The 20,933-nt window shown below is 53.0% G+C and carries 10 protein-coding genes; 6 read left to right on the forward strand and 4 right to left on the reverse strand.

Annotated elements, in window-relative coordinates; all coding sequences use genetic code 11:
• Positions 1 to 8 precede the first annotated feature (8 nt).
• The 6 genes from BW956_RS18785 to BW956_RS18810 all read left to right on the forward strand — a co-directional run bounded on the left by BW956_RS18785 (position 9) and on the right by BW956_RS18810 (position 17,255).
• A complete protein-coding gene (locus tag BW956_RS18785; RefSeq protein ID WP_076465281.1) occupies positions 9 to 2,216 on the forward strand; it encodes a FecR family protein in 2,208 nt (735 codons plus the stop codon).
• Positions 2,216 to 4,063 (forward strand): CHASE2 domain-containing protein, encoded by a 1,848-nt coding sequence (locus BW956_RS18790; protein WP_076465284.1) that lies wholly within the window; start codon positions 2,216 to 2,218, stop codon positions 4,061 to 4,063. Before BW956_RS18785 ends, BW956_RS18790 begins: the two co-directional genes overlap by 1 nt.
• The gene (locus BW956_RS18795) at positions 4,060 to 5,238 is read left to right on the forward strand and encodes a hypothetical protein (protein ID WP_076465287.1); all 1,179 of its coding nucleotides are present in this window, start codon (positions 4,060 to 4,062) and stop codon (positions 5,236 to 5,238) included. The genes BW956_RS18790 and BW956_RS18795 overlap by 4 nt, the downstream gene beginning before the upstream one ends.
• Before the next feature lie 318 nt (positions 5,239 to 5,556).
• Positions 5,557 to 9,189 (forward strand): DUF4214 domain-containing protein, encoded by a 3,633-nt coding sequence (locus BW956_RS18800; RefSeq protein WP_076465290.1) that lies wholly within the window; start codon positions 5,557 to 5,559, stop codon positions 9,187 to 9,189.
• A gap of 156 nt (positions 9,190 to 9,345) precedes the next feature.
• On the forward strand, positions 9,346 to 10,158 hold the full coding sequence (locus BW956_RS18805) for a SapC family protein (RefSeq protein WP_076465293.1): 813 nt from the start codon (positions 9,346 to 9,348) through the stop codon (positions 10,156 to 10,158).
• Positions 10,159 to 10,343: 185 nt separating this feature from the next.
• Complete coding sequence (locus tag BW956_RS18810) at positions 10,344 to 17,255, forward strand: DUF4347 domain-containing protein (RefSeq protein WP_076465296.1); 6,912 nt, start codon at positions 10,344 to 10,346, stop codon at positions 17,253 to 17,255.
• Positions 17,256 to 17,462: 207 nt separating this feature from the next.
• Here BW956_RS18810 and BW956_RS18815 read toward each other — a convergent pair whose 3' ends face one another.
• From BW956_RS18815 to BW956_RS18830, 4 genes are read right to left on the reverse strand one after another with little or no spacing between them, the layout of a single operon-like run.
• The gene (locus BW956_RS18815; RefSeq protein WP_076465299.1) at positions 17,463 to 18,542 is read right to left on the reverse strand and encodes an acyltransferase family protein; all 1,080 of its coding nucleotides are present in this window, start codon (positions 18,540 to 18,542) and stop codon (positions 17,463 to 17,465) included.
• A 59-nt stretch (positions 18,543 to 18,601) separates the two neighbouring features.
• Complete coding sequence (locus BW956_RS18820; RefSeq protein WP_076465301.1) at positions 18,602 to 19,303, reverse strand: Crp/Fnr family transcriptional regulator; 702 nt, start codon at positions 19,301 to 19,303, stop codon at positions 18,602 to 18,604.
• Positions 19,304 to 19,314: 11 nt separating this feature from the next.
• A complete protein-coding gene (locus BW956_RS18825) occupies positions 19,315 to 19,887 on the reverse strand; it encodes a hypothetical protein (protein WP_076465302.1) in 573 nt (190 codons plus the stop codon).
• A 19-nt stretch (positions 19,888 to 19,906) separates the two neighbouring features.
• Positions 19,907 to 20,884: a SapC family protein gene (locus BW956_RS18830; RefSeq protein WP_083703149.1), complete on the reverse strand. Its 978-nt coding sequence runs from the start codon at positions 20,882 to 20,884 to the stop codon at positions 19,907 to 19,909.
• Positions 20,885 to 20,933: the final 49 nt, after the last annotated feature.

Below are 20,933 nucleotides of genomic sequence, written 5' to 3' on the forward strand. Positions count from 1 at the left end.
GGTTATACATGCGCCCAAGATTTCGTCATTTTTACTTGTTGCTCACTTTAGTTACGGCGATTTTGGGCCTGAACGCTCATGCCAGCAGCACACTTGTCGGCACCGTTGTTTTGGCTACCGGTGACAGCTGGCGACTCAAAACTGACGGCCGCGAGCCCCTCACCCGTCAGGATAAAGTATTTGTAGGCGACCACCTGGTTACCGTGAATGGCAGTATGACCCTGCGCATGCAGGATAACGCCATCGTAAACCTTCAGCCGCACTCAGAAATGATCATCCATGCTTATAGGGCTGCCGAAGCGGGTAGGGAAGCCGCAATCCGCTTTGAACTCAAACAGGGCAAATTGCGGACTCGCACCGGTGCAATTGGTGAGGGTGCTCATCACCGTTATCGCCTGGATACACCCTTTGCGGCTCTGGGTATTCGTGGCACAGACTACACAGCAAGCCTGCAAAATAACGAATTGGGAGTTTTTGTTCACTCTGGTGCTATTCGGTTGTCTCCATTTTCACAGGCCCTGGGGTGCATCCCAGGTAGCCTCGGAGCCTGTAACACTCCTGAATCAGCCGACCTCAGTGAGCATGACAGTGCTTGGCTACGCCTGCGCCCGGGCGATGGCATTGAACGCATAAGCGGCATTCCTGACTTTGTAAGCACCAAGGCCAACTCTCCATTTTTTAGCGGCGGCATGTATGACGCTAACGGCAAACTGTTAACGCCGACCATGACGCACGAGCAGGTGATTGAATTTGTTGAACAAGACAATAACCTTCCGGAGAAATCACCCCAGCCCGACGATCCATCTGAGCCGCCACTGGCTGATCTGGAAGGGCTTCGGGATGCACTCCTGCTTGATGCCGATGGAGACACGGATAACGATGGGGTATCGGATCAGGAAGAACTTGCCAACAATCTAAACCCTTGGCTGGCCGACACTGATGGGGATGGATTGAACGACGCCGAAGACCCGGATCCACGGAAAGGCGGAAGCCACCTTTTTTCCGTCGACAACCGGTCTGGTACCTACAGTGCTGAGCAAATGCGAGAATACTTGCGTTATACCAGCATGCGTGTTGACGCCTACGACCCTGTTGCAAGCCATGCTATTTACAATGTTCAGCTCACTCTCCGTGACAGTCTGAAACTGAATGGCTGGCTCGACCTTCAGCAAAAGCGTTTATGGGGTAAAACCGGCTCAATTGAAACCCTTTTGGCAGCACGCTATTGGCCCGAAGGCCTTCTCTGGGAAGCTCTTCCGGACAGTCTTACCGCACTGGGTGCCGAAGAATACGACTGGCTGCTTGCACTTCGGCAGGACAATATTGATTTGTGGCAACTCCCTCTCGACCGTCACAGCATTTGGTTCACGCCTGGTGAAACGCTTGACTTCGCGGGCACACAGACTTTTGATACCAGCTGGGTGCAACCTCTGGGAAATCCGGCAGGACACGGCAAACAAGCCAGCATCAGTGGATTCAAAGCTGATGCCAACGGCCGTTTTCAGATGCTGATTAATACCGGCGGCAGCAACTATACGCTGCGAGGCGCGGTGGGAGAGTCAGGTGTACTTTTTGCTGAAAACGATTATCTGAGTCTCAAAGGCCATTGGCAGGGTAATACCCTCATCATTCTTATCAGCGAAAACAAATCATCCCAGCAATGGATGTTTGGCCTTCAGCATAGTGGAGTCGATGATCGCCCGCTATTGGCACAATGGCAGTCCCGTGAGACAAGTGAAGGTGTTAGCTGGGGGCATTGGGCTGACTTTGCAGAGCTGGACAGTGATAAGATCTCATTCTTGTCATCTGACAATCCGAATATTGCTTTCAACCGCCACTATGCGCTGGAAACACCGGGAGCACAGGATTTGCCTACCAGTGGACGGGTGCAATTTAATCTCAATGATTCCTCCGCGGTCTATTCCAGCAAAGACGGCCTGCGCCCCGCCGAAGTCATCAACCCCATGCTCCTTGTTGACTTTGATCAGAAGAAGTTTGTGTCCAAGTTTGATGTCAGCGCCCCAGGCCTTGATGATGCTGTCTCGATTCAGGGGGCTGGCCAATTTGACGAAAATGGCCTGATGCAGAGTGACGACGCACTATCCAACGCTCAACTGGAAGGTGGTTTTGGCCCTAACGGTGACAGCGCTTCACTGCTCTTTGAGCGTGAACTCGGCGATGACTCACATGTTAGCGGTATCACTCACTGGAATTAATGCGACGCTCTGCTATAACCAAGTGGCTGGCCCTTTTTGTTCTTCAGGGCCTGCTGCTATGCATTGTCATGCTTTTCCCTCACCAGGCACGCGAGCTTGAGGCAGCCCTGGAAGACAGGCGCATTCAGCTACTGCAACCTGCAAGCTTACCAACAGACCCTCGAATTGCACTTATCGATATTGATGATTCGACTCTGGAACAAGAGGGGCGCTGGCCCTGGTCGAGAGATCGCATTGCAGTATTGATCGAACGAATTCTGGATCAACAGCCAGCATTGGTCGGGATTGATATTCTGTTTCCGGACCATTCCAGCAGCTCAGAAAACCTTGCTACTGTTTTAAATGACCACCGCATTACAACAAGCCTGGTTTGGGCTCCTTCATCTGTGCCGCCTCGTGGACGCCTGCCGCACCAAGTGACCTGTACCCAGGGCTGCGGTGCTCTGCCGCGTATCGGCAGCTGGATAAATAATTTCAGTAGCCTGGAAGGGCTGGAGCAAGCCCACATCACGCCCATCACAGACCCGGATGGAAAGGTTAGACGCTTGTTTCCCCTGGTATGTCATTCTGACGTCTGTATCGAAGCACTGGCTCTGAGCTTGATGCGCCAGCTAATGGGCAGCCCTCCAGAATACCGGCTGAGCAAATCAGGGAAGTTAATTAGCAGTGATAACGTAATCCAGATCCCACTAGAGACCGATGCCAGCGCCCGAATCCCCTGGTATAGCAGCAGCGGGGCCGTCCCCTGGATCAGCGCCAAGGCTGTTCTAAACGATACAGTTCCTGAGGGCTTCCTTCAGGGGCGTGTATTGATTCTAGGATCCAGCGCTGTCGGGCTCCACGACCGCATAAGTACCCCGGTTGCCGCAGATTTTCCCGCCATGGAAGCCCACGCTCTGCTGCTACAAGGCATGCTCGATCAGCAAGTCTGGATTACGGCAAAGGCCAGCTGGCCAATCAGCGCGTTAGCCGCTCTTCTGGCAGCCATTCTGACCACCGGCTTGTTGCTCCGCCAACAACCCTTGCTGGCGACCCTGTTTGCCTGCGCGGTCAACACCCTATGGTTTGGTTTCGCCCTCTGGCAACAGCAACAGGGGCTATTCTGGCCACTGCTTCCCATGCTAGCGGCCTCACTGAGCACCCTGGCCCTGTTGATTCCCTGGACCGCACTTGACGCGCTTCATGCGCGTGACATACTGCAGCACCAATTCAGCCACTATGTAGCACCACAGGTAATGGCGCGCATTCAACGCCAGCCCAACCAGATTATCGGTGCCGAGCCCGAGCGTCGGCTGATGACAGTAATGTTTGCCGACTTGCGCAATTTCTCTGCTTATGCAGCAAACATTGAACCCGAGGCTTTGGCCGAGATTCTGCAAGTCATCATGGACAGATTGACCCGCACCATTCACCAACATGGAGGCACGGTGGATAAATATATCGGCGACGCAGTCATGGCTTTCTGGGGGGCGCCACTGGCCGACGCGGATCATGCCCGCCATGCAATCATGGCGGGCCAGGCATTGTGCCGAGAAATGAACGACATCAGTCAGGAGTATGGGCTGCCACTGGAGTTAAGCGTTGGAATCAACTCCGGCGAGGTGGTGGTAGGCGAACTCGGCTCAACACACCGCCGCAGCTACACGCTGATCGGCGCACCGGTTAACCTGGCCGCACACCTGGAAGCCGCCACTCGACAAACACCAACACCCATTCTCATCGGCGAGGGTACCCAGGCCCTTCTGCCGACTGCTCACTGGCCACAGGCTCTCCAACTGTCGCTTTCAAGTCATTCAGCTCCTGTACGTGCATGGGGCATTTCACCTGAAGCACAAGTACTGACATGATCATACGGCTTTTGGCATGCCTCACATTACTTATAGCCAGTAGTGCCCAAGCGATTGAATGCAGCCCGGCCAAAACGGACTTCTGGCTGCAGGAAGCCCGTCACGCCAATACCAATGGCAACTGGTCTTCGGCACGAGAGGCACTTGGCAAGTTGAGTCAGTGCCACCCACTGCGCGGCGACCTGCGAATAGAAAGCCTGAGGCTTGCCTTACTTGATGGTGATCGACAAGCCGCACTGGAACACCGTCAATGGCTGCGGGAAAACAATATTCCGCCAGCACTGGCACGTCTTGTTGATACTTGGCTGGCCGCATCAGGTCCCGCTCCCCTCGTGGCCGCAGGATCACGCCAGGAACTGGGCTTTTTATTAACACGCGGCTACGACAGCAACGCGAATGATGGCAGCCGCCACGATAGCATCCTGGTTAACTTCAATGGCCTGCCTCTGGACTGGAACCTGGACACTGCCAGTCAGGCGCGTTCCAGCAGTTATTCCGCGTTGAACCTGAACTGGCAATATCAGGGCGAACGAAACTGGCACCTCGGTGGCAGCGCTCGTCATTATGATAACCTTCAGGAAACGGAGTTCAGACTGTACGCACTTTTGGGTCAGCCCCTCCCCTGCCCTAGTGGCCTTAGATGCAGGCTGGACGCATCTGTGAATGGGCACCGTCAGGAAGAGCAGCAGCGCATTCAAACCCAGCTGGGTATCACGGTCAGCAGCCAAAAGCAGCGCGTATCCCTGTACACCCGGTATAACTACGAGCGCACCAGTGCAGACAGCCATAGTATCGGTATTCAGTGGCTCAGGAGCCTTGCGCCTGGCGTAGTAGCCTATTCAGGCCTTGAATATGACCAGCCACAGGAACCGCGAGCCGGTGATGACCGTTACAGCATTCATGTGGGTACCCGCGCACGCCCTTGGCAAAACCTGCCTTTGGAGCTGCAGTTAATGTATCTGAGGGAATATGAGCAAAGCGCCTACTCGCCTGCGTTTTGGGGCAACAAGCGTCGCGACCGCCGCCTGACTCGTCTCAACAGCCAGTATACATGGCGCCTTAATCCGTACATTTCACTCAAGGCCAGCGCCGGCTGGCGCCACACGGACAGCCCCATTGAGCTTTATCAACAGGATGGCTGGTCCACCGAGCTCACTCTTATTGGCACGCTTTAACCCTTGCACCTAGCCCGTTGTTTTATAGTAAGATTACGGGTTCGGTGCGGATGGCCCTGACACGCATTATTTTAACCTCCGCAATCAATCAATTGGTAAAGGTGTGATGGCGGTCACATTCAATGGCCAAAAGGTTTGTTTGAATGCACTCTGTTGCATTTGAGCAGACAGCCGCTGTCACTCCACTGTAACGCTTTGCAGGCACATTGCCCGCAAACAGCAGTGTGTATTGGCCACGCACTGTTGCACTAAACAAAGCAGAGACGCTTTGTCATATATATGACCAAGTGGTTAACATCACTAACGGAGTAATACTACATGGCTACACAAGCAAGCCTGGATCAGATCCAGAATCTGTACATCGCTTTCTACGGCCGTCCGGCTGACGCAGCTGGTCAGGAATACTGGGCTGACGAACTGGAAGCCGCTAACGGTGACCTGTCTGCCATCATCAACGCTTTCGCTTCTTCTGAAGAGTATCAGCGTAACTACGGCGATCTGGAAGCTGCTGACCTGGTAAACGCTCTGTACCAGCAGATCCTGGGCCGTGACGCTGAGCAGGCTGGTCTGGACTTCTACGTTGAAGAACTGGCTGAAGGCAACATCACCGAAGGTGAAATTGCACTGGCTATCCTGAACGGCGCACAGGGCGAAGACGCTGCTGTACTGGAAAGCCGTAAGGACGTAGCTGACGCGTTCACCGCATCTGTTGCTGCTAACAACAAAGAGTACGGCGAAGAGCAGGAAGCTGCTGCCAAAGCCATGCTGGCTGGCGTAGACGCTGACACTGAAGTAGCTGACGTTGACATCGACGGCATCGTTCTGGGCTTCCCGGATGCTGAAGACAACGGCAATGGCGGCGGCGAAGTTGGCGAAACTTTCCGTCTGGCTGCTGACCAGGACGTTCTGACCGGTACTGAAAACGACGATACTTTCGTTGGTTACATCCTGGACAACCAGAACACCCTGCAGTCTGGTGACATCATCGACGGTGGCGCTGGCACTGACAAGCTGGTCGCTGAAATCGGCGATTCTCAGGCTTTCGCTATTGCTGCGAAAACCAAAAATGTTGAAGAAGTCTTCATCCGCGCGCAGGACACTGCAATCGAAGACGCTTCTGACAACCCGACTCCGGACTTCGTAGACAGCGAAGTTCAGATCGACGCTCAGGACATGGTTGGCGTTAAAGAATGGTGGTCTGTAGACAGCCGTGCTGACCTGGTCATCGAAGACATCCGTCTGAGCGGTTCCGAAATCACTGACTTCGACCAGTTGCTGGGCGAAGGCGCTGCTGAAAACAGCCTGCCGTCTGACGTTACCTTCGGCATGAAGTCTACCGACGCTGCTGTATCTTTCGGTGCTTACTTCGACAGCCAGTCTCTGATCGCTGCTCCTGACGAAGCTACCAACTCTCAGCTGCGCGTTAACCTGATGGACCTGGGTACTGAAGAGATCCCGCACGATCCCAATCAGCCGCTGGGCCAGCTGAACATCGAAGGTTTCAACTTCATCCTGAACGGCGTTCAGTACACTCTGAAGTCTGACGGCATCTACAACGCCAAGACTTACGAAGAGCTGGAAACTGCTGTACGTGCAGCTCTGAACGAAGCTAAAGCTGACAACCCGGAACTGGCTGGTCTGAGCATCAACCGCGTTGAAGACGGTTTCGAAACCAACGCCTACGTTAACGGCACATCCCAGGGTCTGGTTCAGGGTGACTCCATCCTGCTGAACGACGCTAACGGCGGCACTTTCGAAGGTGCTGGCTTCGTTGCTCGTGAAGACGGTGTAACCGACTTTACCCTGTACGGTCGTCAGCGTCCGGAAGATCCGAGCATCGCTTCCAACATGATCGAAACCAACATCGCGCTGGACAACGTTGGTCGTGGCAGCATGGGTGGTGATCTGCAGGTTGGCGGCATGTCCAACACTCCGGATTCCGGTATCGAAGTATTCAACGTTTTTGTTGACCGTGACAGCAAACTGTCTTCCATGTCCAGCACCAACAACCAGCTGAAAGTGGTTAATGTTGAGTCTGTTGGCGCTGAAGGCGACCTGGTTATCGCTCAGCTGGACAACGTTCAGGACGTGAACGCTGCTTCCTTCAAAGGCGACCTGTCTATCACTGGCGAAATCGAAGAACTGGTTATCGACCGTGACCTGAACCTGGTTGACGAGCAGGACAACCCTGCTGCTGACAACAGCAACTTCGACTACACCTTCGGTGCTGGCAACGACAGCCTGAACCTGCTGCTGGACGGCAATGTTGCTGCGCACGAAGATTTCGCGCTGAACATCAACATGGGTAACGGTAACAACTCTGTTGTAACCGAGATCAACTTTGCTGGTAACGACTACCAGGATCAGAGCGATCTGGACAACATCAGCGTTACTACCGGTACTGGTAACGACACCGTTAACACTTACGGTGAAGGCGACGTTACTATCAGCACTGGCGCTGGTAACGACACTGTTTACGCTGACAACAGCGGTTCCAGCGATGATGCTTACTTCCTGGGCTTCGCTGACACTGTTACAACTATCGACACTACTGTTGCCGGTGGTCCGGAAGCTCTGGAAGCGTTCATCGCTGACCAGACCGCTCTGCTGGAACAGTTGGGCCTGACCAACGTTGTAATCTCCGTTGATGACTCAGCTCCTGCTGCAGTTGTAATCGACGGCGTAACTGCTGACGGCGGCGTGCACGGTACTTGGGCATTCAACTCCCAGAACCTGGAAGTATCCGACCTGCTGGGCGGTGACGGCTCCCTGAACTCTGGTGGTCTGGACTCCAGCACCAACCCGGCGTTCCTGTGGGGTGCTTCCCTGACTGTCACTATCTCCGGTGCTACTCTGGCCGGTGCCGGCCTGACTGAAGAAGCTGCTGCCGCTTTCGACAACGGTTGGGAATCTACCGTTGAAGTACCGACTGGCGACAACTACGTTGCTGACGAGCGTCACATCAACCAGGCGATCAAAGAAGCGATCAACAGCGACGAAGTCCTGAACAAGCTGCTGCGCGTGGTTGACGGTGAAAACAACACCCTGATCGTTCAGTCTCTGGTAGACGGTACTTTCTCTGCTGACGACCTGATCGTTGAACTGAACGTTGGTGATCTGGCCGGCCTGAGCGCTACCGAACTGGCGGGCGTACAGGATGCATGGGAAGCCTTCAACGGTAACTCTGCTGCCGCTGCCATCGCCGCAGGTGACCTGGATGCTGGTGTTGCTGCGCTGGTTGGCAACCACGAAGGTCTGTCCAACGGTAGTGTTGTTGCCAACAACTCCCAGCTGGCTCAGAACGGCGGTGTTGACATCACCGGTACTGACAGCGCTGTAGAAAGCGACAACATCATCAACGCCGGTTCCGGCAACGATGTTGTAGTTCTGGGCACTGGCACTGACAGCAACGACACTGTTGTCTTCACCAACTACAACAACGGTGAAAACACCATCGTTAACTTTGTAGCTGGCGACTCTCTGGGCGAAGACTACCTGGACTTCAGCGCTTACCTGAACAACATGACCAGCGCTTCTGGTTCTGTTGAATCTCAGCAGCTGATCGCTCAGACCCTGAACGCTGACGCTACTCTGGAAGCGAACAGTGTAACCATCTTCGAAGCCTTCAACTCTGCGGCTGTTGCCAACGAGACTTGGGAAGCGCTGACTGCGTCTGACCTGCTGGCAGCCATCGTTGATGGTAACGGCCAGGGTTACGGTAACATCCTGGATGCTACCTTCGATGCTGAAGGCACCATCGCTAACTACGTTGGTTCCGAGCGCAGCCACATCGTTATGATCGAAAACGATGCGAACGATGGCGAGTACAAGGTGTTCGAACTGTCTTCCGACAACACCAGCGCCGAGTTCACCAGCGTTCAGCTGATCGGTACTTACGACTTCGGTGACAGCTTGGGTGGCGTTCTGACCCTGGCTGACAACCTGGCCTAAGTTAGTCTAATTTGGCAGCTATCACCTCCGGGTGATAGCTCTACGCCAACAAAACCCCGCTCCGGCAACGGCGCGGGGTTTTTTGTAACTACATGCCCGAACCTGAATGAATACAGATGGTCAGAGACACATCCCTGATCCAAGGAGGCCCTGAAGATGGACCGATACATTGCCCTCAACGCCGAGCAGCACCAGCAACTGGGCTGGCACGGCATTGACTCCCTCAAGTTTGCCGCCAAAACCGATACCGCCCCGGTATTACTGGAAGAACTGCCCCACCTGATTCCAACCATGCCGGTCGCCTTTCTGGAACTGCCGTCAACCGACACCGCACCTGCCCGGTTTGAAGCCGTAGCACTGCTGTCATTGATTCCGGAACACAACCTCTTTGTTGCCCCCAACGGTCGCTGGATGGGCGGTTACCTGCCGGCAGCCCTGCGCGCCTACCCCTTCCGCCTCCTGCCACGCAAAGACAAGGAAGGCCTGGCCCTGTGCTTCGATCAGACCAGCGGTCTGCTGACCGACCAGCCCACTGAAGAGCAGCGTTTCTTCAAGCCGGATGGTGAGCCCAGTGACAAGCTCAACGCGCTTCTGGGTTTCATGCAACAATGCGAGGCAGGCCGTGCCCGTACCCGCCAGGCCGTCAGCCTGCTGGCCAAGCACAACCTGATCAAACCCTGGTCTCTGAAGCTGGCGACCGAAAAGGGACAGAATGCTCAGATCAAAGGCATCTATCGGGTCGATGAAGCAGCACTCAACAGCCTCTCTGCTGAGGCGCTAAAAGAATTGCAAGAAGGGCAGGCACTGGCATTGGCCTACGGACAAATGCTGTCCCAGCAGCGTATCAAAGGCTTCCAGAAGCTTTATCAGCTGCACACCAAGTTGGAAGAACATGCCCAGTCTGTTTCCGAAGAGGATGTAGCAGAGTACTTCGAGGGTAAGGATGACACCCTCAGCTTTAATTTCTGATCGACACAGACCCCGCCCTTAAACCCACAGGGCGGGTCTCCGTCCCCCTGGTTGGCAGCACCACACTCATCCTGTAACCCTCCCTCCCTTGCGTCCAAACACTTGTTAGTGCACAAAAAATGTGCAATCTTGTTGATTCAAAGGATTATCCCCCCTATCCAAGGAATCAGCCTCCAGGTGCGACCATGACGACTTCAGATACTCTCGGGATTAAATACCCACACCTTATCCGCGAAGCAGCAGCTTCCAGCACAAAAAGCCGTAAAGAAATTGTCTTCATTGATGCCAGTGTAAATGACATATCCGGCCTGCTGGCGGGTATATCCCAGGATGTTGAAGTACGTATTCTGGACCAACACCAGGACGGTGTTGCACAGCTGGCACTATGGGCCTCAGATAACGCGGACTATGACGCTATTCATCTGCTTAGCCATGGTCAGGATGGTGAGCTTCAGCTCGGTAGCAGCCGACTGAACAACTCAACGCTCGGCGAGTACAGCGAACAGCTTTCTCTTTTGGGGAATGCCCTTAAAGAAGACGGTGATCTGCTGCTCTATGGATGTAACCTGGCGGCCGATACCACAGGTGTTGAGTTTGTCGGAAAACTCGCCGCTCAGACAGGTGCCGATATCGCGGCTTCAGATGACACCAGCGGCTCACTTGCCCTGGGGGGGGACTGGCAGCTGGAGTATGCTACCGGGGAAGTCACACCCTCCAGCGCTCTCGATACCGCACAGCTGAGCCAAACATACGAACACGCCCTCGCAATAACTGATACTACTGTCCACACTTACTCCGCCAACACTTGGGCTTTTGCCCAGTTGGCGACCGACAGTAACGGTGTTGAGTACCTGGTGCATAAGGTATCCGGCACTGAAATATCCGTTAAGACCTGGGATGGCAGCAGTTGGTCAACGCACTCGACTATCACGACAACGGATACGGGCAATACGTACTTCTCAGATGATCTGGGTATCGCCATTGACAGCAATGACAATATCCACTTGGTCTACCGACCTTCTGACGGCTCCGGTGTGGATAACACACGTGGTGTTGGCTATGCCGAGTACGATGGCAACCAATGGACCTATGGATGGGTAGAAAATGCCAGTGATAGCGGCGGTGGCAAAAACTTTGATGACCCGGCCATCACCGTTGATAGCAGCGGGAATGCTCACTTGCTATACAACTACTCCGACTCAACCGGAGACTACATTCGCTATGCTACCAATGCATCCGGCAGCTGGGTCGTAGAAGATATTGCATCCGGTGCCGGCGGCCAGGACGAGGTGTTCGCAAAAAGCCTCGCCATCGCGTCAAATGGTGATGTATATGCGTTTTACGAACATGAAGACAATCAGAACAGCTACGGAGCCAACCTTTACTACGAGGTAAAATCCGGCGGCACCTGGTCTTCCGCCACCAAAATTGTCGATAACACTGGCGACCAACAGTACTATTACACATCCAACGCGATTCTGGATTCAAACGACAAGATCCACGTATTTTATGCAGACGAAATTTACGATGTAAACGACAATTTCGTCAGTAGCACTGTCAGATATAAAACCAACAGCTCTGGCAGCTGGAGCACCTCCGACTTTTCAACCAGCACTACCCGCTCTGACTGGGTCCCTCTTATTCAGGAACAAGCTGGCGATATTTTTGCACTCTTTGACTCCTATACATCCGATTACAGCAGCAACTACCAAAAGTTTTATGTACTGAAGAACGGAGATAGCAGCTGGACGGAAGGCAATCAGTTCAACCTTCCAATAGACGGCGGCACTTTGTACGACTTCAGCGTCGATGCCAGCCAAAACATCACGCTGGTGCAGGAAGACAGCGGGCTAAGAAACATATACTCCCAGACCGGAGCCTATAATGATTACTTTCCTGCCGGAAACCCCACAGCCACGATCACAATCGACGGTACTCCGGCACAAAACGCATCTTCAGTGACATTTAACATTGAGTTCAGTGCCTCCGTAACCAATGTAAGCCTGGATGATTTTACACTGACCAAAACCGGAACAGCCGATGGCTCGCTTTCCACACTGTCAGGCTCCGGCACAAGCTATACCATTTCTGCGACAGGCCTGTCAGGCGAAGGTACACTTCGCCTTGATTTGAACGCCAACACTAATATCCAGGACGGTTCAGGAAACATCGCCGAAGCCTATAATAGCGGCACTGCTCACACGCTGGACCTGGTAGGGCCGGTATTCCAGGCCGCCAGCTCTTCACCTGCAGATGACAGTTTTTTCGGATCAGACCTGTCAGCTGACATTTCATTGTCTTTCTCGGAAAACATCCTGCTTGATACAGGCTCCATCCTGCTGAAGGACCTGACTACCGGACAAACTGTTGAAACCTTCTCATCACAAACAGGCACAGGGGATAATGGCGGTAGCATCAGTGCCTCCGGCGCCACCCTGACCCTGAATCCGGGTGCAAACCTGCTTGCAGGCACAGAGTACGCAATCAATATTGCCTCAGGCGCGATAACTGACAGTCTGGGCAATAGTTTCAGCGGTTTTGGTGATGACACCACCTATAACTTTTCTACCCTTCCGCTTGTTGAATTAAGCGCAGACCAGACGTCAATAACCGAGTTGGGTGATGAGGCGGTGTATACACTGGTTCTCAAGGACGCCCTTGGAAATACAGTAACCGCAAGTCAGGACGTTCAGATCAACCTGGCAATTTCCGGTAGTGCCACCGGGGGCGGTACAGACTACAACTTAAGCGGTGATATCAGTGGCAACACCGTCACTATTACCAGTGGAAGCAGCTCAGCCAGCTTCACACTCACGTCAATTGACGACGCCCCACTCGATGATGATGCCGAAAATGTCATTATCAATATCGACACGGTTACGAACGGCCATGAATCAGGGACTCAAACCCACACCCTGACGATTGAGCAGAACGAACGGCCTACGCTGACATCCTTGAGCACCCTGACAGGTGCAACCGAGGATACTAGCTTTGAAGTGACCATGGCCCAGCTGCTGACTGCTGGTGATGAAGCAGACTCCGATGGATCCGTTGAGGCCTTTACGGTGACGGCCGTCACCAGTGGCACACTGAAAATTGGCGCGGACGAAGCATCTGCAACTGCCTGGGATGGAACCACTAATGCCGTTATTGACGCCACTCACAACGCCTACTGGACACCTGCTGCAAATAGCAATGGAGAGCTGAATGCTTTTTCAGTGGTTGCCACCGACAACCAGGGAACAGACTCGCTTTCCCCTGTTCAGCTCGTAGTGGATGTATCGGCTGTCAATGATGATCCTTCCATAGTCAGCCTGCCAACCGATATTACGGTAATAGAAGACACCAGTAGCGACCTCAACTTGTCCGCCGTCACTTTTTCGGATATTGACGCCCAGGGCAGTAATATCAGTCTTACATTAAACGTAGATGCGGGTAGCTTGAGTGCAGGCGATGCTGGCAATGTCACAGTATCCGGCTCCGGTACCAGCGAGCTAAGCCTGACGGGCACGGCAGCCGATATTGATGCCTATTTAAATACCTCAACCAATATCACTTACCTCTCCGCACTCAATGCATCCGGGAATAATGCAGCCTTACTGACCCTGAGCGCGAATGACGGGGGGAATACCGGTAGCGGTGGCGGAACCGACGTGCCCTTGGGTACGGTCAATCTGGACATAACCGCGGTTAATGACGCTCCCACAGGCACCGGTAACGCGGCTCTGCCCAATACCGATGAAAACACCAACAGTACGATTGTTACGATAGATGACCTTATCGCCAACTATCTTACCGATGCTGCTGACGTTGATGGCAATACTCTGGGCATTGCCATTACCGACATAACAGGGAATGGCACCTGGAAGTACTGGCACTGGGATGGTGCGCACAACTATATAGATATTGGTACTGTCAGCGAAACAAACGCTTTGATACTGGCGGGCGACGCAGCAAGTGGCCTCTATTTTGATCCTGATAATGAGAATGGTGAGACCCCAAGCCTCACCTTCAGACTATGGGACGGAAGTGCTTACTCCGCGTCCACAGCAGTGGCCAGCTTCGGAGACACCTCTACAAACGGTGGCAGCTCAGCCTTTTCATCATCCACCCATACTGCCTCATTGGTTGTTACGGATGTGAATGACTCCCCCGTGATCAACCTGGACAGTGATGACTCCTCGGGGGCAGGCGGGACAAGCTTTACAACCCTGTTTGTCGCCGAAGGCCCTGCCGTTGCTGTTGCCGATACAGACGCTGTCATCACGGACGTGGATCTTGGCGATCAAATCGAATCACTTACAGCAACTATCCTGAACCGCCCTGATGGCGATTTGGCAGAAGCACTGAGCCTCAATGCTGCTGCGCTTCAAGCCGCTTCTGATGCAGGATTGAGCGTAAGTTATACATCTTCTTCAGGGCTTTTATCCATTACCGGCACTGCCAACTCAACCGTATATGAAGCCATCTTGCACGGCGTTCAATACCAAAACACAAGCTCACCTGCCGATATAGACCCAGCAGGACGCCTTATCAGTTTTGCTGTAAGTGATGGCGACTCGACCGGTAGTGCCCTGACTCAGCTGAGTGTCGTGACAGCACCTGTTATTGACCTGGGTGGCGATGGTAATGAAACAGGCCTCACCACTGGTTACCTTGAAGGCTCAGGACAGACGGCCCTCGCAACTCAAGCAACCGTCACGGAGGCCAGCGGTGATAATATTTCGAGCCTGACGATTACCCTGGACAACCCACTGGACGGCATAGCCGAGGGGATACAGCTATCAGGTTATACCAACGGTGAGTTGGTTGGTGCTGTAACCATTGACTATGTCAGTAGCAGTAGCATTGTATTGAGCGGTACTGCGAGCAGTTCAGACTACCAGTCCCTTGTACGCGCACTGGTGTATTCAAACACTCTCGATGCACCCAACACCAGCGATAGAACAATCACGGTACAAGCAACAGATGAGAACGGACATACCGGCACTTCTTCAGTGCTTACAGTGGAAGTGACTGATGTAAACGATGCTCCAACTCTCACCATAGACAGTACTAACCCTGGCTTCGTTGAAGATGCAGGACCAGTGTCCGTTTTCAGCAATGCAGATGTTTCAACTATAGAGAGTGGGCAAAGCATTCAGGGGTTGTCCCTCAGCGCAACTAACGTGCTGGACACCACTGAACAGCTTATTGTGGACAACACATCTATCGATCTGATCGATGGTACTACCGGCACAACGACCAACCTCGGCTTGTCTTATTCTGTTAGCCTGTCTGGCGGTACGGCCGACATAACGTTTACCTCTGGCACTATGAGCGTTGTCGAAACAGAAACCTTGTTGAATGGCATCGCTTATGCCAACACAAGTAGTGCTCCTACAACCTCATCTGACCGCGTCATTACCTTAACCCAGCTGATTGATAACGGCGGGCAGGCAAATGCCGGCTCAGATTCTCTAACACTGAATCAGACTTCAACTGTTTCCTTACAGGCTGTAAACGATGCTCCCGGTATTGAAGCCAACTCCGGAGCAAGCGTTTATGTTTCTCGAGAGACCACAATCACCAACGCCATTCTTCGAGCCAGTGACCCGGACGATGCGCCTGCAGGACTGACCTACACCCTGGACAGTATTCCCGATACGGGTATTTTACTGCTGGATAATGTACAGCTTGGTGTAAACGATACCTTTACTCAGCAGGATATAGATGATGGCAAACTGGTCCTTCGAAGCAGCTCGACCACTGGCCAGAGCAGCTTCAACTTTACGCTGGCAGACGGTGGTGAGGATGGAGCACTCAGTGTATCCGATACATTTGCGATAACCGTATCGACCCTTCCACCTCCTCCAGCTCCCGAACCCGAACCCGAGATCCCGCCTGCAGATGAATGGGATGAGCTGAGTGATGTTGATGACGACGGTATTCCCGAGGATGTCGAAAGCTTTGTCCCATCTCTGGGCTCCGACACCTTAGGCGATGGTAATGGCGACGGGCTGGCTGATGAGAGTCAGCAAGATGTAGCATCAGTGCCATTTCTGGCAACACCAACACCGTCAAACGACCCGGATGCGAACCAGATTTTTGTTTCTTTGGTTGGCGGCAGCCAGTCAGGCAAGGTCACACCTGGAAACTCGACAACCCTGCGAGATGTCCAGCAGGTGGATAAGCCAGAAAATGCTCCTGATAACCTGAATATGCCGCTGGGCATGATTTCGTTTAATGCTCTCGTTGATCAACCAGGTAAAACTGAATCATTTAGCCTATACGTGGATGGTACTGTTCCGGTCAGTGGTTACTGGAAACAAGACCGGTCTGGAGAATGGGTAAACCTGGTAGCCGAAGAGGGTGGAGCCATTGCCCTGGAAGGAGGCAAGATACGTTTTGACTTCCAGCTTACTGATGGTGGCGAGTTTGACGCGGATGGCGAAGTTAACGGCGTTATCAGTGACCCTGGTGCACTGTCTTTCAGCAGCGACTGGCAAACTGACCTGATACAAACCCTTTACATCGCCTATTACCAGCGCCCCGCCGATGTAGACGGACTCGCCTACTGGAAAGGTATGCTAGCGGACAATGACGGCGATCTAGGTGCAATGCTGGACAACTTCGCAAGCTCATCAGAGTCTCAAAGGCTATACGGTCCGATTGATGATGATAACGTAGGCTATTTTATTAATTCCGTATATAAGGGTTTGTTCAATCGAATGGCTGATTCAGAAGGCGTCGATTTTTATCGAGAAGCCTTCCTGGCCGGTCAATATGAGGATGGGCGGCCGGCAACCGCTGCGAATCTTATGTTTGATATCCTTAATGGTGCCCAGGGCCAGGATTTCAGTGCCGTCACTAATAAAACAGACATGGCACATTTGTTTACTTGGCTTTTGGATCCAGGCAATGATGGAGAAACCCTGGCATCTTATGATGTAGATGATGAGCAGTTGGTGCGCGACTGGCTGAGCCAGGTCACCTCTAATGAAGACAGCCGAATGACAATTGCAGAAGTATTTGAACTACTGGCCGATACAATCGCTGATAGTGGTGACGCCATCAAGCTGGCCGGCGAGGGAGGCGTAGCCGATTTAATCTTTTAATTAAAAACAACTTGGCTGCCTGACTTTACAGGTAGCCAAGTTTTACAGGCCGAAGCGAATCCTTGTTTCTCAGGGCCTTTTAGTACTTTGACCTTTTATGTGCCGTCACAGACGACAAGTAATTACCCTCAGTTCTTTAGTCCTATGCATACTAATAACCGCTGCAAATAAAGACACAGATCATCAGTCTTGCTTTATACAGTATTCCTATTCTGTGTAGCGTCTACGCATGCCCAGAAACGGCTCTTCCAGTGTGTGATAAGACAGTTTGGCGAAAGCCAGGCTCAGGCTTCCTACCACAAGCATATTCAAGGGCAGATCAATCCAGAAACTGCCCAGGCTCAACGGCCCCAGCAACTGGCTCCAGAGCCAAAGGACCAACGCATGCAGCAGGTACCAGGAGTAACTAACCTGACCCATTAGCTCTAATACCCAATTCAAAAATTTAGGCAGTTGCACACTGGTACACAGGTAGGCCAGACACACACCTGCCCACAGCAGAGCCTCAAGTGTTGGCCAGATCACCCACCAGGGTTCATGCTGCTCCTGGGCCTGATAGCTGAAGAAATGGGCCATGGCTCCTACACCCGCCCACACAGCCAACAGCGATAGTGGCAGCCAGTACCACTGCTGCAGCCATCTCTTTTCCTGCGCCCGCTGATAGACCATTGCCGCCATCATGCCGATCAGGAACTGATCCAGCCGTCCCAGGAGGGTGGAATAGAGCATGTGCTTGGGCGCTTCATTAATAAAGTAGGCCCCCAGCTTAAACAGCAGCAAAATCAAGACCAGCCGAGACAGATAGGTTGCCCCCTTGTCTGCCACAGCCATCGCCAGAAACGGGAAAATGGCATAGAAGGTAAATTCAACCGAAATGGTCCAGGCCGCCCCTGTAATAAAGCTGCCCGACGTGGGGGCCTGACCCAGGTTGGAGAAAAACAGGTACAACACATCAGCGGCACCAAAGTTGTTGCGACCGATGGAAATGGCGACAAAAAACACAAACAGAAACAGCGGGAAAATACGCAGGAAGCGGTTACGCATGAAATCGCCGTAACGGATCTCACCATTTTTCAGGCTGATCAGCATGAAAATAAAACCGGACAACACGAAAAAGAGACCAACACCGGTATGCCCTTCAACCATCAACCCCAGGTACCAGGCATCCGGATTGGGTTGCCAGCTGTGGTAAAAGTGGTGGTACAGGTGGTAGGTAAAAACAATCATGGCCGCCAGGCCACGCAGATGATCCAGCCTGGGCAAATATTGAATGTTGGATGATTGCATGAGGAGTCCGAAGGCGTGTTACAGATTAAGGTGGTGGAGTGTGAAAGGAGTGTACAGGTCTACTCACGCCCCTCCAACATCCGCTTCTCCAGGCGAGGCTGGTCGCAAATCCAGAGCTGACGGCCTTTCTTCATGACAATACCCGCTTCCTGTAACTGCCCGATGACACGCGAGACGGTTTCACGGCTGGTATTGGTCAGGCTTGCCACCTCCCGCTGAGACGGAAAATCAAGCACCTTGAGTCCTTCTTCGGACTCCTCTGTTCGACAGCGAAGCAACAGCGAGCAGACACGGCTATGCGCGTGCTGATACCCAAGCAGCATGATTTGCTGATTACAGCGACGCACCAGTTGCGTCAACGCGACCATCATGCGCGCTGATACTCTGGGTTCGTTGATCATCAATTCAACAGCGGGTTTGCGGGGCAAAAAGGCGACCAGAGAGGATTCAACGGCCAGCACGGCAGCTGAGCGAGGCTGGCCATCGATCAACGACAGCTCGCCAAAGTGCTGAACGGGGTGAATCATGGAAAAGCCGATCTCGCGACCGCTATTGGAGTAGGCAACCGCTTTCAGCTGGCCACGAAACAACAGCCCCATCGCATCAGAAGGGTCCCCCATACCCAGCACGGTTTCTTCGCGCTGAACCTGGCGTAATTTGAGCTGGGGTACAATCCAAAGCAGCCGCTCTTCGCTGAGTTCCTGGAACAGCGGGCATTGGCGCAAGTATCCCAGTACGATGCGCTGCTCTTTTTCGGTCATTCCGCGACACTCTAGTGCATCAGCGTTGCAGGCGCCGTGGGGCGCATTCGCTGAGCCTGTTTCATCCATTCGGGCCAGATATCCGGCCATTGCGCCTGCTGCCAGTGTCGGTATAACACTCCCAGCCAGATACGCGCATGCTCTTCCTGTAACAGCAGAACTGCCTCATCATCCGGCAATTCAAACTGTATGCGAAGTATCTTATCACGCGGCTGAAATTTAAGCGTATGTACCAAACAGCTCATGACGGCTTTTTCAGCGTCAACACCCTGAACCGGCTTGCGGTACTGTGCCACCATTTGAGAAGCCGCTTGTTGATTACTGTCGTTACTTCCAGCATCAGGTTCGGTATCGCCAGCCTTGTCCTGTGGCGACTGTGCATTCTCAGTATGAGCTGATGACTGTGACTGTTCTGTAAGAACTGTTTCAGACGACCGCCCCACCCAATCAATCAGGTGGGGTAACAGCCGTTTCAGGAGTCGCTGTGTCAGCCAGAGTTTAACCACTCCCACTTCTGAATCAGCACTGATGAGGAAGCGGTCTTCATTTTCGACATACTGGGTCGTCAAACGTGTTAACTGCATTACAACAACTCAACCTGGGTCAGACCCACTTCTTGATGGTATCCACGGAACGCTCAAGCTGAATGGCCAGCTCCGGCAGACAATCACATGCACTGGCATCGGTTGCGAGCGCTTCACGGGCACGTTTAATTGCATCACTGCGCTTGCGGCTGCGCAGGTCATCGAGGCTGACACCAAAACGGTCGCAGGCGCTTTTGATCATGTCTTTAACATCAACGGCATCCGATGTTTTCGACTTGGCTGCAGACTTGTCAGCTGGCTTGTTTTTAACAGTGGCAGGCCTGGCTTCAGCTGACTGTTCAGGGGTATCTGCCGTTTTGATCTGTTTAAACAGGCTGCGGCAGGATTGCTGATGAATATAAAGCAACGTTCTCAAGTCAGACGAAAGTGATTTATTCTTGATCACACTAAAATCTGGACAAGCCAGCAGAGTAATTCTGGAGCGCTTACCGTCCCCCCTTCTTAGCGAAAATGTCATTGGCTGGAGTACTTTCAAGGCCAGCAATTCTTTCATGAGCGGCTGCGTCTGCTCAAACGCCTTCTCCACCGGCATCAACTGTTTGATAATACCGCGCATTCTCTGTGTCGGTTTACCTTTAGAGGTGATGATTTTTTCACCCTTACCGGAAAAGTGGGGGGCAGCTGGATACAGGGCTAAACTTGTAAGGCCGTTCTCCAGTTTGCTGAACCCAAATGGATAGAGACGCATCACATCAGGCAGGACACTCCCTTGCCAATTCATTTGCGCACTCAGTGCATATTTACCTTTTGTTTTCAACAGCATGCACGGCATGACGCCGCCAGAAGGCAACGGATAAAAAAGCACCGGAAACTGACGCGCCAGTCGGCCTGCTTCCTTATAATGCACCGGCACATAAAGCCATTCTGCCGCAAAAGCAAAATTATTGGCCTTGTGGAAGCGCAGTGACCCATGTCGTTCCGGTGACAAGACCTCTGAACGCCCGGTATTTCGCTGATTATTCTCCGGCGTACTCAATGCTGTTTCTCCGCAGTTTGCTTACCTTTTTTGACGCCAAAAGGATAAC

Source organism: Marinobacterium stanieri (genome assembly GCF_900155945.1).
In the GTDB taxonomy this organism is placed as follows: Bacteria; Pseudomonadota; Gammaproteobacteria; order Pseudomonadales; family Balneatricaceae; genus Marinobacterium; species Marinobacterium stanieri.

Bases quoted from the DNA above. Each gene is read 5' to 3' on its own strand.
- BW956_RS18795 (WP_076465287.1), top strand. From the start codon at position 4,060: ATGATCATACGGCTTTTGGCATGCCTCACATTACTTATAGCCAGTAGT.
- BW956_RS18820 (WP_076465301.1), bottom strand. From the start codon at position 19,303: ATGACCGAAAAAGAGCAGCGCATCGTACTGGGATACTTGCGCCAATGC.
- BW956_RS18785 (WP_076465281.1), top strand. From the start codon at position 9: ATGCGCCCAAGATTTCGTCATTTTTACTTGTTGCTCACTTTAGTTACG.
- BW956_RS18815 (WP_076465299.1), bottom strand. From the start codon at position 18,542: ATGCAATCATCCAACATTCAATATTTGCCCAGGCTGGATCATCTGCGT.
- BW956_RS18825 (WP_076465302.1), bottom strand. From the start codon at position 19,887: ATGCAGTTAACACGTTTGACGACCCAGTATGTCGAAAATGAAGACCGC.
- BW956_RS18790 (WP_076465284.1), top strand. From the start codon at position 2,216: ATGCGACGCTCTGCTATAACCAAGTGGCTGGCCCTTTTTGTTCTTCAG.
- BW956_RS18800 (WP_076465290.1), top strand. From the start codon at position 5,557: ATGGCTACACAAGCAAGCCTGGATCAGATCCAGAATCTGTACATCGCT.
- BW956_RS18805 (WP_076465293.1), top strand. From the start codon at position 9,346: ATGGACCGATACATTGCCCTCAACGCCGAGCAGCACCAGCAACTGGGC.
- BW956_RS18810 (WP_076465296.1), top strand. From the start codon at position 10,344: ATGACGACTTCAGATACTCTCGGGATTAAATACCCACACCTTATCCGC.